Source organism: Halalkalibacter wakoensis JCM 9140 (assembly GCF_000513095.1).
GTDB lineage: Bacteria > Bacillota > Bacilli > Bacillales > Bacillaceae_D > Halalkalibacter > Halalkalibacter wakoensis.
On the sequence record NZ_BAUT01000036.1, the window covers coordinates 1 to 16,696 of the forward strand.

Here is a 16,696-nt window from a genome sequence, read left to right on the forward strand (position 1 = left end):
GTGTGGATATTGCCATTCCTAGAAGTGAAATGAAGCGAAAGCCACTCGACTCCTGTGGGATGCAGAGGTAGGGCCGAGACCCCACAGGCGTAGCCGAGGAGGCTCGGCACCTCCCCGCGGAAAGCGAGTGGCTGTAGCGTAATGGAACAAGCGCCGCTTTAAAGGTAAAAGATCAGGTATCGCACAGGTAAGGGTCTTTCAAATTAGCTAATTTGAAAGACCCTTTTTGTGTATAAATTATTTTCTGAGTTTTTAGTTCTATTAACTTGTCTCTTCTCATAGGTTGGTTTAGAAGCTCCTTTACATTGCAGCAATCAACCATAATTTTCGATCATGTACAAGCTATTACATAAGGAGAAGGGATGAGTATATGAAAAGAAATCAATTTCGTAGCTTCTCTGTTTCAATTAATCGGACGAGCTTAAAACGTTTAGTAGCGACTACCATTATAAGCATCATGGCCTTGTTCGTTTTTACAGGCATGTTAACTTCATTTGAGCCTGGTTATGGACTAGCCTCTAACCAAGTTCACGAATGGGCGAACAACATTAAAGGAGAAGATTTTGTTTATGTATTAGGAATGGAAAATAATTATTTTAAAAGTGCCTTACCAGATGATAGTGATCCTCCAAGTCTATCGAACTTAGCTTTCCAAGTTGCAACGAGTATTAATCCGGAAGATCCAAGGAGTCTGCTTGGAAGAGAGTTACCAGGGTTTGCTTTGTTTGATGGACAAATTATCGTTGCAGGGGAAGGGATGGATTATACGACTCTTCCTGTTGAGTCGGCACCACCAATGGATGTCATTATGGCTGAACGGGAGGCAACACAAGAAAGTTTAGCTCAGTTAGAAGAGATGGAAAAAGAGGCAGAACAGTCACAAAGTACAACGAATGGAGAAAAGGTTGTTCACATTATTCATTCGCATAATACAGAGTCGTTTTTACCTGAATTAGAGACAAATGTTCCGAATGAAGCATTTCATAGACAGATTAACATCACATTAGTCGGGGACAAGCTGGCCCAAGAACTTGAAAAAAGAGGGATTGGCGTAGAAATAGAGGAACGGGATGTTCAAGAAAACTTAATAAATAGAGGTTGGCAATATGCACAATCATATGATGCTTCACGCGAATTTGTAAAAGAAGCAATGGCAGCTAATGAAAATCTCAAATTTTTCTTTGATTTGCACAGAGACACAATCCCAAGAGATATGACGACTGTGACGATAAATGGAGTGGAGTATGCTCGAACGGTTTTTGTGATCGGTGGAAATCATAATAATTACGAACAGAATATGCAATTAGCCAAAGAGTTGCATGATTTGTTAGAAGAAAATTACCCAGGTTTAAGCCGAGGGGTAATCTTTAAAGAAGGTGCTGGAACAAATGGACGATTTAATCAAGATTTATCAACCAATTCAATCCTAATTGAAATGGGTGGGATTTATAATTCCTTAACAGAAGCAAACCGGACGGCCGAAGCTGTGGCTGAAGTTTTTGCAGAGTATTACTTTGAAAATGAAGCAGCTAGTCAACAATAACATTGGAGGAGGATCATAATGAAAAAGTTGGTTGTGAAAGGGTCGTTCATCGGAATTATATTGCTCCTCGGTGCGTTGTTTGGTGTACAAATGATGAATGAACATTTAGGTGTTTCACAGCCAGTGCCTCTTCAAAATGAAAATAACGAGGAAGTGAAAAATGAGATAGAGCAACCGAAAAAGAATGAGTTAGTAGAAAAACGACAACAGGTTGAAGATGTTGGAAGGTTTAATTTTTTCTCGGATTTAGGCAACCACATTGCAGGCGGGTTTAATTATATTAGTCGGGCAGTATTATCACAAATCATGTCTTTTGTTGATAATGTACTTAATGGCTAAAAAAACTGCGGGTCTATAATTAGTGAGATAATAAATAGCAATAAAAAGAGGTGCTCCAAAAGGAGACACCTCTTTTGTATTGAAAAGAATTAAACACCTGCAGTTGGTGTTACCCAAGAAGCACCAATGATAACTAAAAGGATGAATAGGACAACGATTAATGCAAAGCCGCGTCCTGCAGTTGGTGCTACTGGAGCTGCTGGTACACCATAGCCATAACCTGCTACTGGAGCTGCACATCCGCAATCTGCACCAAAACCTGCACCGTATCCTGCGCCATAACCAAAACCTGCTCCTGGAGCTGCGCCATAGCCTGCTGCACCTGCACCAAAACCTGCTCCTGGTGTTGCCGCAGCACCTGCTGCTGCACCTGCACCTGCTCCTAATGCTGCTCCTGTAATTGGTCCGCCAAAAAATAACATTATTTAAAACCACCTTTCTGAGAAGATACTTACACTGTATGCATAAAGGTCTTAAGTGAGATAGGTATAGCGAATTTAATTAGCCCAAATTTCAAAACGGTTTTAGTATAAATTCAGGAGACAGCAATAAGTTTTGTTGCTTGACTACCAAACGATTGGTATAATCAAAAATAGTGTACCTGTACGAGAATGTAGGAGTGATCAGTCATGAATAAAGAACAAAGGCTAGCGCGTCAGGCTAAAATTCGTAATTTTTCCATCATCGCCCACATTGATCATGGAAAATCGACGCTTGCAGACCGTATTCTTGAGAAAACGGGCGCTTTAACAGAGCGCGAAATGAAAGAACAAACGCTTGATGCTATGGATTTAGAAAGAGAACGAGGAATCACGATCAAACTTAACGCCGTTCAGCTTACGTATAAAGCGAAAGATGGCGAAGAATATATTTTTCATTTAATTGATACCCCGGGACATGTTGATTTTACGTACGAAGTGTCAAGAAGTTTAGCAGCTTGCGAGGGGGCATTGCTTATTGTTGATGCTGCACAAGGGATTGAAGCTCAAACACTTGCAAATGTTTACTTAGCACTTGATAATGATTTGGAAATTTTGCCTGTCATTAATAAAATTGATTTACCTAGTGCTGAACCAGACCGCGTCAAACAAGAAGTGGAGGATGTTATTGGTCTAGACACTTCAGATGCGGTATTAGCATCTGCAAAAAATGGTATTGGAATTGAAGATATTTTAGAACAGGTTGTCGAAAAGGTTCCAGCACCACAAGGAGATCCAGAAGCACCGTTAAAAGCACTAATTTTTGATTCGTTATATGATTCATACCGCGGCGTTGTCGCTTACATTCGAATTGTGGAAGGCACGGTAAAGCCAGGTCAAAAAATTAAAATGATGGCAACCGGAAAAGAATTTGAGGTAAATGAAATTGGTGTTTTCACACCAAAGGCTGAAAAACGTGATGAACTGACTGTAGGAGATGTAGGGTTCTTGTCTGCAGCAATTAAAAATGTTGGTGATACTCGTGTGGGGGATACGATTACAAGTGCTGCGAATCCAGCTCCTGAGCCTTTGCCAGGTTATCGTCGTATGAATCCAATGGTTTATTGTGGACTCTATCCAATTGATACAAATGAATATAATGATCTTCGTGAAGCTTTAGAGCGTCTTGAATTAAATGATGCATCCTTGCAATATGAGCCAGAAACATCACAAGCTTTAGGGTTTGGTTTCCGTTGTGGATTTTTAGGGTTGCTTCATATGGAAATCATTCAAGAGCGAATTGAGCGTGAATTTGGTATCACATTAATTACAACTGCGCCAAGTGTTATTTACCGAGTGAAAACAACAAATGGTGAAGAAGTAAGAATTGATAATCCATCGAATATGCCGGATGCTCAGAAAATTGAGGATGTAGAAGAACCGTATGTAAAAGCGCAAATTATGGTTCCAAATGATTTCGTTGGCTCGGTCATGGAGCTTTGCCAAGGGAAACGCGGAATCTTTATCGATATGCAATATCTAGATGCGAATCGTGTTCAAATTGTTTACGAAATTCCGTTATCTGAGATTGTCTATGATTTCTTTGATCAATTGAAATCAAATACAAAAGGGTATGCCTCGTTTGATTATGAATTGATTGGTTACAAATCATCTAGACTGGTAAAAATGGATATTCTCTTAAATGGCGAGACAGTGGATGCTTTATCTGTCATTGTTCACCGTGATTTTGCCTACGAGCGCGGTAAAATCATTGTAGAGAAATTAAAAGAGTTAATTCCTCGTCAGCAATTTGAAGTGCCTGTTCAAGCGAGTATTGGGCAAAAAATTATTGCACGTTCAACGATCAAAGCTATTCGTAAAAACGTTCTTGCAAAATGTTATGGTGGGGATATTTCTCGTAAGCGTAAGTTGCTTGAGAAGCAAAAAGAAGGTAAGAAGCGGATGAAATCAGTTGGAAATGTCGAAGTGCCACAAGAAGCATTTATGGCTGTTCTCCGTATGGACGATTAATGAACAACATGAACCGCAGGATTATTCCTGCGGTTTTCTCTTTTAAAGATACTGTTTCAAAAACAGCTTAGAACAAGAGGAGGGTAAACGATGATTACAGCAGCGTATGTCCATATTCCGTTTTGTGAGCATATTTGCCATTATTGCGACTTTAATAAAGTGTTTTTAAAGAATCAACCGGTGGATGAATATATCCATTGTTTACTTGAGGAAATGAAAATGACAATGAAAGATAATCCAACCGACCAATTAAAAACAGTTTATATTGGTGGGGGGACCCCCACAGCATTGTCGGCAAAACAACTGGATATCCTTCTAAAAGGAATGCGAGACATCCTTCCTTTAGAGACTATACAAGAATATACAATTGAAGTGAATCCAGATAGTATTGAAGAGGACAAACTCGAGGTTTTAAAAGAAAATGGAATCAACCGACTTAGCATAGGCGTTCAGACATTCAATGAATCGTTGTTGAAAGAAATTGGAAGAACTCATAACAAGTCAAGTGTAGAGGATGCAATTAAAAGAAGTAGACAAGCTGGCTTTTCAAACATTTCTCTTGATCTCATGTTTGGTCTACCTAACCAAAAGCCAGTTGACTTTCTTGCAACTATTCGTGAAGCGATTGCCTTAGAGGTAGAACACCTTTCAGCTTATTCACTAAAAGTAGAGGAAAAGACAGTTTTCTATAATCGCCAACGTCAAGGGAAGCTGACATTGCCACCAGAAGAAGACGAAGTGATTATGTATGAACAGCTCTTAAAGGAAACAAAAGAAGCTGGATTTATTCAATATGAGATAAGCAACTTTGCGAAACCGGGATTTGAGAGTAAACATAATTTAGTGTATTGGAATAATGAGGAATATTACGGATTTGGTGCTGGTGCTCATGGATATGTTGGAGGAATTCGTCATCAAAATCACGGACCGATCCCAAAATATTTACAAGCAGTAAAGAACCAAGTATTACCAGCATTATCCCGACATGAAGTAACTTCTGTAGAAAGAATTGAAGAAGCCATGTTTATGGGGCTTAGAAAAATAGCTGGGGTCGATTTTGATCAATTTGAACAGCGCTATGGTCGACCGTTAGATGGTTGCTTCAAGCAGCAAATTGAACACTTACTTGAACGAGGGTTAGTGGAAATACAAGGCCGATCTTTAAGGTTAACAAAAGAAGGATTGCTTTTAGGAAATGAAGTGTTTGAACAATTTATCGCCGTTTTGGAGGAACAGTAATTATTAACTTGCTTTATCATTGATTTCTAAGTTTATTTGTTGACAAAAGCCCACCTATTTGGTAATTTATCATTAGATTTAGCACTCAAATGAATCGAGTGCTAACAGAGGTGATGAGTGGATGTTAACAGAAAGACAATTATTGATTCTACACGCTATTGTTGATGATTATATCCGTTCGGCTGAGCCAGTTGGCTCGCGAAGCATTTCCAAAAGAGATGATATTACGTTTAGTCCTGCAACAATTCGTAATGATATGGCGGACTTAGAAGAACTAGGTTTTTTAGAAAAACCTCATAGTTCAGCTGGTCGAATTCCTTCACAAAAAGGATATCGTTACTACGTTGATAACCTTTTAATGCCACATCATCTCACAGCTGATGAAGAGCTTGATATTCGGTCCATTTTCAATGAACGAATTCAAGAAGTTGAAGCTGTTATTCAACATTCAGCACGAGTACTCTCGAATATGACAAGTTATATTTCATTAGTGCTTGGACCTGAAATGTTTGAAGCAAAGTTAAGAAACATTCAAATCATTCCTCTAAGCAAAGGGTCTGCTATTTTGATTCTTGTTACGGATACGGGTCATGTTGAAAATCAAACGATCTCCGTTCCAGAATCAATGGAAGCCGCTGAGCTGGAACGAACTGTTAATATATTAAACGAAAGGTTGATGGGTGTTCCATTATACAAGCTACACGAAAAACTTCATACAGAAGTAAAAAAAGTTCTTCGTAATCATATAAGTGACTATGATCACGTCTTACAGATGCTAGCACCGTCTTTGGAAATCGAGAAAGATGAGAAGGTGTTTTATAGTGGAAAAACAAATATTCTCTCACAACCAGAGTTTAGAGATATTGATAAAGTTCGAATGCTTCTTAATATGCTAGAAGAAGATAAAACGATGCACCAGATTTTGCGAACGCCTCATAATGGAATTCAAGTGAAAATTGGTCAAGAAAACAAGTTAGAGGCATTTGACAATTGCAGTTTGATTACGGCCTCTTATTCCATTGCTGGGAAGCATATGGGGACAATAGGAATTCTTGGTCCAACTCGTATGGAATACCGTAGAGTCATTGGTGTAGTCGATACTCTATCAAAAGATTTAACAAAGCTACTAACAAACTTGTATCAACGAGGGTAAAAATGGTAATATTGACAATTAGTTGTGAAGATTCTCTTTACTAACTTTTTGTCATACTACATAGAGGAAAGTTAATTTTATTAGGAGGTGATCGAGTTGACAGAAAAAGAAACCCAAACGATGGAAGATGCAGTTGAATCCGAGCAGAATGAGGGACTTGAGGAAGCTGAGGCAGAAGGTGTTGAACAAGAAGTTGAAGCAACAAAAGAGGACGCTCGTCTTGCTGAAATCGCTGACCTTAACAATCGTCTCCTTAGAGTCCAAGCTGACTATGATAATTTCCGCCGTCGTTCTCGTGAAGAAAAAGAAGCGGCTGCAAAATATAGATCTCAAAATGTGATTGAAGCATTGCTTCCAGTCATTGATAACTTCGAGCGTGCGCTTCTTGTTAAACCTGAAGGAGAAGAAGCAAAATCTCTTCTACAAGGAATGGAAATGGTGTATCGACAGTTCCAAGATACATTGAAAAACGAAGGTGTAGAAGTCATTGAGACAGTTGGTCAAACGTTTGACCCGCATTTACATCAAGCTGTTATGCAAGTGGAAGAAGAGGGATTTGAATCAAATCAAATCGTTGATGAATTACAAAAAGGGTATAGACTAAAGGACCGCGTACTAAGACCGTCTATGGTTAAAGTGAACGCATAGTTCTTTACATAAAAAGACAATCGTTAATTGGAGGAATCATTCATGAGTAAAATCATTGGTATTGATTTAGGTACAACAAACTCTTGTGTCGCTGTCATGGAAGGCGGAGAAGCAACAGTTATTCCTAACCCAGAAGGCAATCGTACAACACCTTCTGTTGTAGCATTTAAAGATGGTGAACGTCTAGTTGGGGAAGTAGCAAAGCGTCAAGCTATTACGAACCCGAATACAGTTATGTCGATCAAACGTCACATGGGAACGGATTACAAAGAATCCGTTGAGGGTAAAGACTATACACCTCAAGAAATCTCAGCTATTATTCTTCAAAAACTAAAATCGGATGCAGAAGCATACCTTGGTGAAACAGTTACAAAAGCGGTTATTACAGTACCAGCTTATTTTAACGATTCACAACGTCAAGCAACAAAGGATGCAGGAAAGATTGCTGGTCTTGAGGTAGAGCGTATTGTCAACGAGCCTACAGCGGCAGCACTTGCATATGGATTAGAAAAAGAAGAAGATCAAACAATCCTTGTTTATGACCTTGGTGGCGGTACGTTTGACGTATCAATCCTTGAACTAGGAGATGGGTTCTTCGAAGTAAAAGCAACTTCTGGTGATAATAAGCTTGGTGGAGATGACTTTGACCAAGTAATCATTGACCACTTGGTTGAGCAATTCAAAAAAGAAAATGGTATAGATTTATCTCAAGATAAGATGGCGATGCAACGTTTGAAAGATGCGGCTGAAAAAGCGAAAAAAGACCTTTCAGGTGTGACACAAACTCAAATTTCACTTCCGTTCATCACTGCTGACGCAACTGGTCCTAAGCATTTAGAGCTTAATTTAAGCCGTGCTAAATTTGAAGAACTTTCTTCTGACTTAGTTGAGCGTACACTAGAGCCAACACGTCGTGCTCTTTCAGATGCAGGTTTATCTGCTAGTGAAATTGATAAAGTGGTTCTTGTTGGTGGATCAACTCGAATTCCTGCTGTACAAGCAGAAATCAAAAAGTTAACTGGAAAAGATCCTCACAAAGGTGTTAATCCAGATGAAGTGGTTGCGCTTGGAGCTGCTGTTCAAGCAGGTGTTCTTACTGGTGATGTAAAGGATGTCGTTCTTCTTGACGTAACACCACTTTCACTTGGTATTGAGACAATGGGTGGCGTATTTACAAAGCTGATCGATCGTAATACAACGATTCCTACATCTAAGTCACAGACATTCTCAACTGCAGCAGATAATCAGCCTTCAGTTGATATCCATGTCCTACAAGGTGAGCGCGAAATGGCTGCCTACAACAAAACACTTGGTCGTTTCCAATTAACAGATTTACCACCGGCACCACGTGGTGTTCCACAAATTGAAGTAACGTTTGATATCGATGCGAATGGTATCGTAAATGTTAAAGCGAAAGACCTTGGTACAAATAAAGAACAATCCATTACAATTACGTCTTCTTCAGGCTTATCTGATGATGAAATTGAAAAAATGGTTAAAGATGCAGAAGCAAATGCGGAAGAAGATAAGAAGCGTCGTGAAGAAGTTGAATTACGCAATGAAGCAGATCAATTAGTGTTCTCAACTGACAAAACGCTCAAAGACCTTGGTGATAATGTTGAGCAAGAGGAAAAAGATAAAGCAGAAGCTGCAAAAGACAAATTGAAGCAAGCGATTGAATCAGACAATATTGATGAAATTCGCACAGCAAAAGACGAGCTTCAAGAAATCGTAATGGCTCTATCAACAAAAATGTATGAGCAAGCAGCGCAAGCCGCTCAAGCACAAGGTGCTGAAGGCGCCGAGGCTGGTGGCAACCAAGCTGATGATAACGTAGTAGATGCTGATTACGAAGAAGTAAAGGAAGAAGAGAAAAAATAATAGTTTGATTAAACATCAAACTATGTCCTAGGATGATAAAGCCTAAGGCAAACCGATCGTAGAAAAGTCAAAGTCAGATTAAATGACTTTGACTTTTTCTACGATGTATACCAAAAAGAGGATAACGGTTCTTCAAGTCAATACCTTGCAGTTTTAAGTAGGATGATGATAAGATGAACGTTATGGAAAAGAGTCGGGAGTGGATGACATGAGTAAACGAGATTACTATGAAGTCCTTGGTGTCGATCAAAATGCATCGGTTGATGAAGTGAAAAAGGCGTACCGTAAATTGGCACGCAAATATCACCCAGATGTCAATAAAGAAGCTGACGCTACGGAAAAATTTAAAGAAGTAAAAGATGCTTACGATACGTTAAGTGACCCTCAAAAGAAAGCGCACTATGATCAGTTTGGTCATACTGATCCAAATCAAGGTTTTGGCGGAGGTGCCGGTGACTTTGGAGGAGGGTTTGGTGATATTTTTGATATGTTCTTCGGCGGCGGGGGACGTCGAAATCCAAATGCTCCAAGACAAGGGGCTGACCTTCAATACACAATGACACTTGATTTTAAAGAGGCTGTCTTTGGGAAGGATACGGAAATTGAAATCCCTAGAGAAGAAACATGTCAAACATGTACAGGGTCAGGAGCAAAACCTGGTACAAAACCTGAAACGTGCTCGCACTGTGGAGGCGATGGTCAACTAAATGTTGAACAAAATACTCCATTTGGTCGTGTCGTTAATCGCAGAGTTTGCCATCATTGTGACGGGACGGGTAAATTTATTAAAAATAAATGTTCAACTTGTGGTGGAAAAGGAAAAGTACGTAAACGCAAAAAAATCAGCGTGAAAGTTCCAGCGGGTATTGATCATGGACAGCAACTTCGAGTATCAGGTCAAGGAGAAGCAGGGGTAAATGGTGGTCCGGCTGGGGACTTGTATGTTGTCTTTAATGTAAAACCACATGAATTCTTTGATCGTGATGGCGATGATATCTATTGTGAAATGCCATTAACGTTTGCTCAAGTGGCTTTAGGTGATGAGATTGAAGTCCCAACATTAAATGGGAAAGTAAAATTAAAAATTCCAGCTGGTACACAGACAGGGACCAACTTCCGTCTTAGAGGAAAAGGGGTACCGAACGTACACGGACGCGGTCAGGGAGATCAGCACGTAAAAGTTCGTGTTGTAACACCTAAAAATTTAACAGAAAAAGAAAAAGATATGATCCGTGAGTTTGCACAAATGTCCGGTGGCCAGCCAGACGAACAGAACGATGGATTTTTTGCGAAAGTAAGAAGGGCTTTTAAAGGAGATTAATATAGAAAACTGGAGTTGGTAGAAATGATGAAATGGTCGGAGTTTAGTATTCATACGACAGAGGAAGCGGTAGAGCCAGTCTGTAATATTTTGCATGAAGCTGGAGCTAGCGGTGTCGTGATTGAAGACCCTCTGGATCTTGTACGTGAGTGGGGCGATCGTTTCGGCGAACTCTACCAACTCTCTCCTGATGATTATCCTGAAGAAGGGGTTATCGTAAAAGCATACTTTCCAGTCAATAGCTTCTTAGCAGAAACAATTGATGAAATCAAAGAGGCGATTAATGGATTGGTCACCTATGATATTGATCTTGGATCAAATAAAATCCAAATTGCGGAAGTTCATGAAGAAGAATGGGCAACAGCGTGGAAAAAATATTATAAGCCTGTAAAAATATCAAATAACATTACCATCACTCCCACTTGGAGGAATATACGCCATCTGAAAATGAAACCATTATTGAGCTTGACCCAGGAATGGCATTTGGAACAGGAACCCATCCAACAACAGTGCTCTGTATTCAAGCATTAGATAAGGCCATTCAAGGTGGAGAAACCATTGTGGATGTCGGAACTGGCTCAGGTGTGTTGAGTATCGCTGCGGCAAAGCTAGGAGCGAAACGTACATTAGCACTTGACCTTGATTACGTAGCAATTGACAGTGCAAAGCAAAATGTCTTGCTAAATCAGGTAGACGATGTAGTCACGGTTAAGCAGAACAATCTATTAGAAGGAATCACCGGACCTTTTGATATTGCCGTTGCGAATATATTAGCAGAGGTGATTGTTCAATTTGTTCAAGATGCGGCAGCGGTTCTTAAACCAAACGGAACGTATATTACGTCCGGAATTATCAAGCGTAAAAAACAAGAAGTAAAAGATGCTCTTACAAATGGTGGATTTATAATAGATGAAATCATTGAGATGGATGATTGGGTGGCAATCGTAGCGAAAAAAGTAGGGTAATTAAGAGGCATTCTCTTGATTACCCTCTATAAGTGAGGGCGATGAACATGCAACGTTATTTTGTTGCGAAAGAACAAATGACAGATCATAACGTTCAACTTGTCGGAGAAGACGTTAAACATATCGTTAAAGTTATGCGAATGGATCTCGGTGATAAAATAGTTTGTAGTGATAATGATGCTAGAACGGTTATATGTACCATTTCTAGCTATTCAGATAAAGAAGTTATTGCAGAAATTATTGAGGAATTACACCCAGAAACAGAGCTTCCTGTAAAGGTGACGATTGCTCAAGGCTTGCCTAAAGGAGACAAGCTTGATTATATTATTCAAAAAGGAACAGAGTTAGGTGCTACAGCTTTTTTACCTTTTTCAGCTTCACGCTCGATTGTAAAGTGGGACGAAAAAAAAGCAGATAAGAAAATAGAACGTTTAGAAAAGATTGCAAAGGAAGCAGCCGAGCAATCTTATCGTGAACGGATACCAGTCATTTCGAACGTATTTTCGTTTCAAAAATTATTACAACAGCTCTCAGCCTATGATGTGGTCATTGTTGCTTATGAAGAATCGGCAAAGGCGGGAGAAAAAGCCCAATTGGCTCAAGTTTTATCCAAGGCTCTTCCCGGACAAAATATTTTAATTGTTATAGGACCAGAAGGTGGAATCACAGAAGACGAGGTTGCTTCGTTAACAGAGCACGGTGCAATACTCTGTGGTTTTGGACCTAGAATCCTTCGTACGGAAACAGCAGCGCTTTATGCACTGGCTGCGATCTCGTACCATTTCGAATTAATGAGGTGATATAATGCCTACTGTTGCGTTTCATACATTAGGATGTAAAGTAAATCACTATGAGACAGAAGCCATTTGGCAATTGTTTCAAAGTGAAGGCTATGAAAAAGTTGAATTTGAAGCAACGTCTGATGTTTATGTGATTAATACATGTACAGTTACCAATACAGGGGATAAAAAAAGTCGACAAGTTATCCGTCGTGCGATTCGAAAAAACCCAGATGCTGTCATTTGTGTAACAGGCTGCTATGCGCAAACATCTCCTGCTGAGATTATGGCGATCCCGGGAGTCGATATTGTTGTAGGGACTCAAGATCGTGTGAAGATGCTAGAGTATATTGAACAGTTTAAACGTGAAAGAGAGCCCATCAATGGGGTTGGCAACATCATGAAGTCACGAGTATATGAAGAACTGGATGTACCAGCTTTTACAGATCGTACACGTGCGTCTTTAAAAATTCAAGAAGGCTGTAATAACTTCTGTACGTTTTGTATTATACCGTGGGCGCGTGGTTTAATGCGTTCGAGAGATCCAGAGGAAGTGATAAAACAAGCACAGCAACTCGTATCGGCGGGCTATAAAGAAATTGTTTTAACAGGAATTCATACAGGTGGATATGGTGAGGATCTAAAAGATTATAGCTTAGCTCGACTTTTAGAAGATTTAGAAAAGGTCGAGGGACTTAAAAGAATTCGTATTTCGTCGATTGAAGCAAGTCAGTTAACAGATGAAGTAATTGATGTGATTGATCGTTCGAATAAAGTGGTGCGTCATTTGCATATTCCTCTTCAATCAGGCTCCAACTCGGTCTTAAAGCGGATGAGACGTAAATATACGATGGAGTTTTTTGGGGAGCGTTTAGACCGCTTAAAGGAAGTCCTTCCAGGTCTGGCTGTCACTTCTGATGTAATTGTTGGGTTCCCGGGAGAAACGGAAGAAGAATTTCAAGAAACATTTGATTTTATTGCTAAGCACAAGTTTAGTGAGCTTCATGTGTTTCCATACTCAAAACGGACTGGAACTCCTGCAGCTCGTATGGAAGATCAAGTTGATGAAGACGTAAAAAATGACCGAGTTCATCGTTTAATTGAATTATCGAACCAGTTGGCAAAAGAGTATGCTTCTCACTTTGAAGGGGAAGTACTTGAAATGATTCCAGAAGAACGAGATAAAGATGATAAAAATAGCGGTATGTATATTGGATATACAGATAACTATTTAAAAGTAAAAGTAAAAGCAACGGAAGACATGATCGGAAAGCTTGTCAAAGTGAAGATTACACAAGCAGGTTACCCTTATAATCAAGGAGAATTTGTTCGTGTTCTTGAAGATCAAATAGAAAAACAAGTTGTTCATGGATAATAGGAGGTTGTCATCCAAAGATGAAAAGTTCGTTCTTTGGAGGGCCCTTCTTTTTTTATAGGCTTTTTTTACTTACCTTTTATAGGTTATGTGTTCGGTCCATGTTGCTCCATTGAACGCAGTACTCGCTTTCAGTGCCTTTTAATGGGCTGAAGTGGGTTGTATAGCAAGAAAGATTAATTAATGATATGATAAATACATAAATATATTTTAAACCACTAGGGGAGCCAATTGGCTGAGATTAAGGCGCGTGCTTTAGACCCTTTGAACCTGAACTATGTAATCATAGCGGAGGGAAGTGGCATCATAAACAAAACTAATTTGGTGAAAATCTAGTTGGAAATGATGACCGCTTTCAGATAAAGGAAAGTGGTTTTTTTATTTGAGGAAGAGGTGATTTTCGTTGCTACAATCATATGAACGTGTAAAAAAAAGAATACAAGAATTCATGAACCAGCCTAATTCAAATGAAGAAGATTTTAACAGGTTGGCACTAGACGTGTTTCAGTTTCAATATGAGCATAACCAGCCATATCGAAAATTTTGTCGGAAACGTCGTGTATCTCCAAGAAATGTGAAACACTTCACTGACATTCCGCCGGTACCGATTGATGCTTTTAAATTTACGACGTTATCTTGTCATTCGATTGATGAAACAGAGGCTCTTTTTATGACAAGTGGGACAACCAATCCAGAAAAAAGAGGGAAAAACTATCATCGAGATCTAGACATTTATGATTTATCGATGAAGGCTTTTTTTAAACCAGCAATCTTACCGGATACTGAAAAAATAAGAATGTTTGTTCTTTTTCCTGAAGAAGAAATACTGCCACATTCTTCTTTAGCTCATTATTTACATATAGCTAAACAAAATTTTGGAACGACTGATAGCATGTATGTTTTCTCTGAAGAAGAATTTCAAGTAGATCTACTTATAGAAAAATTACGTGAGGCAGAAAAGAAAGAAGAACCTATTTTATTAATTGGAGCAACATTTTCTTTTATTCATTTATTAGATGTGTGTCGTGAAAAGGATTTGGACTTTAAGTTGCCAGTTAAAAGTCGGCTAATGGATACAGGGGGTTCGAAAGGAAGAGCAAGAGAATTAGACCCTACCCAATTTAAGGCAGAAATGAGCAGGCTTTTTTCACTTCCACTAAATATGTGCCTAAACATGTATGGAATGACTGAACTAAGTTCGCAAATGTATGACGCAAACCTTTTGATTAACATAAAAGATGATGCAAATCCGGTAAAGCAAACTCCACACTGGGTTCGGACGGTGGTAATCGACATTGAACAAATGGATAAAAAGCCTCTAGGTGAAAAGGGGATCATTGTCCATTATGATCTTGCTAATGTGAATTCAGTACTCGGGATTTTAACCGAGGATGTTGGCATCCAAACAGAGGAAGGATTTTATTTACTTGGTCGAGCTGAAGGGGCAGAGGCAAAAGGCTGTTCGTTAGTGGTAGAACAGTTTTTAGCTTCTTCAAATCAAAAAAGAGGCGATGTGAAATGACTTTTTCTTGTTATCACGTGCCTTCTGAATGTGAGTCTTTGATCTCAGAGGGATCTTTTCAAACATTAGAATTTGAAAATCATGGCCAAAAGATTAAACTAACCGTTCCGACACTAACAGTTAATCAGCTTGACCAAGTCATTCATAAAGTAAAGAGACAACAAAGAGATTATGTACGCAAACTACAGACGAATGAAATAATCACTATTTTTGATAAGGCTGTTCAAAAATGGCTAGACCCTTCCTATGAAAAACGACAACAAGCAGAGGAATTATTGCCCATTATTACAGGCTATGACCGAGAGATGGTAAGGTTATTTATCAGTCGATATTTACGACAATTTCGTAAAGAAAATTTACAGAGAATGATTGATGAAGACTTTTCAAATCCTCTTATTTTGGATGAGTTTCGCCCGAGAAAGGCAGGGGGACTTTATCGGGCATTCGGTCCGAATGTTGTCACGCATATTTTCTCAGGAAATGTTCCAGCGTTGCCACTTTGGAGTCTAGCGGCAGGGATATTGCTTAAATCTGCAACGATCGGCAAGGTATCTTCATCAGAACCACTTTTTCCTGTGTTGTTTGCTAAGACGATTGCAGAGATTGACCCAGCACTTGGTGATTCATTAGCCATTCTTTGGTGGAAGGGTGGAGAAAGTGCTTTAGAATCTACGAGTTTTAGCGCTTCTAATGCAGTGATTGCCTATGGAGGGAAAGAAACGATTGAACAAGTGAGACAGAAAGTACCTACACATGTGACATTTCACCCACATGGACATAAAGTTAGTTTTGGCTTGATTACAAAGGAATGTTTACAAGCGACCAAAAGTTGGGAGACAGCTAAACTTGCTGCTAGTGATGTATCTTGGTTTGATCAGCAAGGATGCCTTTCCCCACATGTGTTTTTCGTTGAACGAGGGGGGACGTATACACCAAGTGATTTTGCTCAAATGCTGGCAAATGAGATGGAAAATTTTGAACGTACACATCCTCGAGCAAGCTTAAACAATAGTGAAAAACAAGCCATTCTGACCCAACGTACGAAAGTTGAGTTTGAAAGCTATGAAAGTACAGAATTACAATTATTAAAAAGTGAAAATGGGACAGCGTGGTCTGTTGTGTATAGCAGTCTAAAGAGTGAAAAAAAAGCTTTCCCTATCTCTCCGTTAAATCGTTTTGTCACCGTTATTCCGATTAATCATGTGTCAGAGATAACAGAATATTTGAGCGAGGTAAAGGGGTTTGTTCAAACAGTTGGCGTGGGATGTTCACCTCAAGCTTTTTCAAACATCATAAATTTGTTAGGAGATTGTGGTGTTAACCGTATATGCGCATTGGGATCTATGCCTCATCCTCAACCAGGCTGGCATCATGATGGACGATTTCACTTAGCTGATTTAGTTACATTTTGCGACGTGGAGTCAACGTTAGAAATGCAAATGGACTTGTATGATGTTAATCGCGATTAAAGGGATGTGACT

13 protein-coding genes, 1 pseudogene and 1 riboswitch are annotated in these 16,696 nt (G+C 39.3%); of the genes and pseudogenes, 13 read left to right on the forward strand and 1 reads right to left on the reverse strand.

Going from position 1 to position 16,696, the window contains the following annotated elements:
• The first annotated feature begins 370 nt into the window (after nucleotides 1-370).
• Together JCM9140_RS13500 and JCM9140_RS13505 are read left to right on the forward strand one after the other, a co-directional pair.
• Nucleotides 371-1,543 carry a stage II sporulation protein P gene (locus JCM9140_RS13500; protein WP_034747378.1) on the forward strand — a complete coding sequence of 391 codons (1,173 nt, stop codon included), beginning with the start codon at nucleotides 371-373 and terminating at the stop codon, nucleotides 1,541-1,543.
• Between the two features lie 18 nt (nucleotides 1,544-1,561).
• The gene (locus tag JCM9140_RS13505; RefSeq protein ID WP_034747380.1) at nucleotides 1,562-1,882 is read left to right on the forward strand and encodes a DUF3679 domain-containing protein; all 321 of its coding nucleotides are present in this window, start codon (nucleotides 1,562-1,564) and stop codon (nucleotides 1,880-1,882) included.
• Between the two features lie 89 nt (nucleotides 1,883-1,971).
• Here the strand turns inward: JCM9140_RS13505 and JCM9140_RS25055 are convergent, their stop codons facing one another.
• On the reverse strand, nucleotides 1,972-2,304 hold the full coding sequence (locus tag JCM9140_RS25055; RefSeq protein ID WP_081727693.1) for a YjcZ family sporulation protein: 333 nt from the start codon (nucleotides 2,302-2,304) through the stop codon (nucleotides 1,972-1,974).
• A 207-nt stretch (nucleotides 2,305-2,511) separates the two neighbouring features.
• On the opposite strand from JCM9140_RS25055, the gene lepA reads away from it, so the two are divergent.
• The 11 genes and pseudogenes from lepA to JCM9140_RS13565 all read left to right on the forward strand — a co-directional run bounded on the left by lepA (nucleotide 2,512) and on the right by JCM9140_RS13565 (nucleotide 16,684).
• Nucleotides 2,512-4,332 carry a translation elongation factor 4 gene (gene lepA / locus JCM9140_RS13515; protein ID WP_034747382.1) on the forward strand — a complete coding sequence of 607 codons (1,821 nt, stop codon included), beginning with the start codon at nucleotides 2,512-2,514 and terminating at the stop codon, nucleotides 4,330-4,332.
• Nucleotides 4,333-4,422: 90 nt separating this feature from the next.
• Complete coding sequence (hemW, locus tag JCM9140_RS13520) at nucleotides 4,423-5,571, forward strand: radical SAM family heme chaperone HemW (protein WP_034747384.1); 1,149 nt, start codon at nucleotides 4,423-4,425, stop codon at nucleotides 5,569-5,571.
• A gap of 121 nt (nucleotides 5,572-5,692) precedes the next feature.
• Nucleotides 5,693-6,724: a heat-inducible transcriptional repressor HrcA gene (hrcA, locus tag JCM9140_RS13525; RefSeq protein ID WP_034747386.1), complete on the forward strand. Its 1,032-nt coding sequence runs from the start codon at nucleotides 5,693-5,695 to the stop codon at nucleotides 6,722-6,724.
• Nucleotides 6,725-6,820: 96 nt separating this feature from the next.
• On the forward strand, nucleotides 6,821-7,372 hold the full coding sequence (gene grpE, locus JCM9140_RS13530) for a nucleotide exchange factor GrpE (RefSeq protein ID WP_081727694.1): 552 nt from the start codon (nucleotides 6,821-6,823) through the stop codon (nucleotides 7,370-7,372).
• A 42-nt stretch (nucleotides 7,373-7,414) separates the two neighbouring features.
• On the forward strand, nucleotides 7,415-9,253 hold the full coding sequence (gene dnaK, locus JCM9140_RS13535; protein WP_034747389.1) for a molecular chaperone DnaK: 1,839 nt from the start codon (nucleotides 7,415-7,417) through the stop codon (nucleotides 9,251-9,253).
• 208 nt (nucleotides 9,254-9,461) lie between these two features.
• Complete coding sequence (dnaJ, locus tag JCM9140_RS13540) at nucleotides 9,462-10,574, forward strand: molecular chaperone DnaJ (protein ID WP_034747392.1); 1,113 nt, start codon at nucleotides 9,462-9,464, stop codon at nucleotides 10,572-10,574.
• A 27-nt stretch (nucleotides 10,575-10,601) separates the two neighbouring features.
• A pseudogene (gene prmA, locus JCM9140_RS13545) lies at nucleotides 10,602-11,539 on the forward strand (50S ribosomal protein L11 methyltransferase).
• A gap of 47 nt (nucleotides 11,540-11,586) precedes the next feature.
• Nucleotides 11,587-12,339 carry a 16S rRNA (uracil(1498)-N(3))-methyltransferase gene (locus JCM9140_RS13550; RefSeq protein WP_034747394.1) on the forward strand — a complete coding sequence of 251 codons (753 nt, stop codon included), beginning with the start codon at nucleotides 11,587-11,589 and terminating at the stop codon, nucleotides 12,337-12,339.
• 4 nt (nucleotides 12,340-12,343) lie between these two features.
• Nucleotides 12,344-13,693: a tRNA (N(6)-L-threonylcarbamoyladenosine(37)-C(2))-methylthiotransferase MtaB gene (gene mtaB, locus JCM9140_RS13555; RefSeq protein WP_034747397.1), complete on the forward strand. Its 1,350-nt coding sequence runs from the start codon at nucleotides 12,344-12,346 to the stop codon at nucleotides 13,691-13,693.
• Between the two features lie 210 nt (nucleotides 13,694-13,903).
• Nucleotides 13,904-14,007, forward strand: a riboswitch (TPP riboswitch).
• Between the two features lie 89 nt (nucleotides 14,008-14,096).
• Complete coding sequence (locus tag JCM9140_RS13560) at nucleotides 14,097-15,215, forward strand: LuxE/PaaK family acyltransferase (protein ID WP_034747409.1); 1,119 nt, start codon at nucleotides 14,097-14,099, stop codon at nucleotides 15,213-15,215.
• Complete coding sequence (locus JCM9140_RS13565) at nucleotides 15,212-16,684, forward strand: acyl-CoA reductase (protein ID WP_052002263.1); 1,473 nt, start codon at nucleotides 15,212-15,214, stop codon at nucleotides 16,682-16,684. The genes JCM9140_RS13560 and JCM9140_RS13565 overlap by 4 nt, the downstream gene beginning before the upstream one ends.
• The last annotated feature ends 12 nt before the right edge of the window (nucleotides 16,685-16,696 follow it).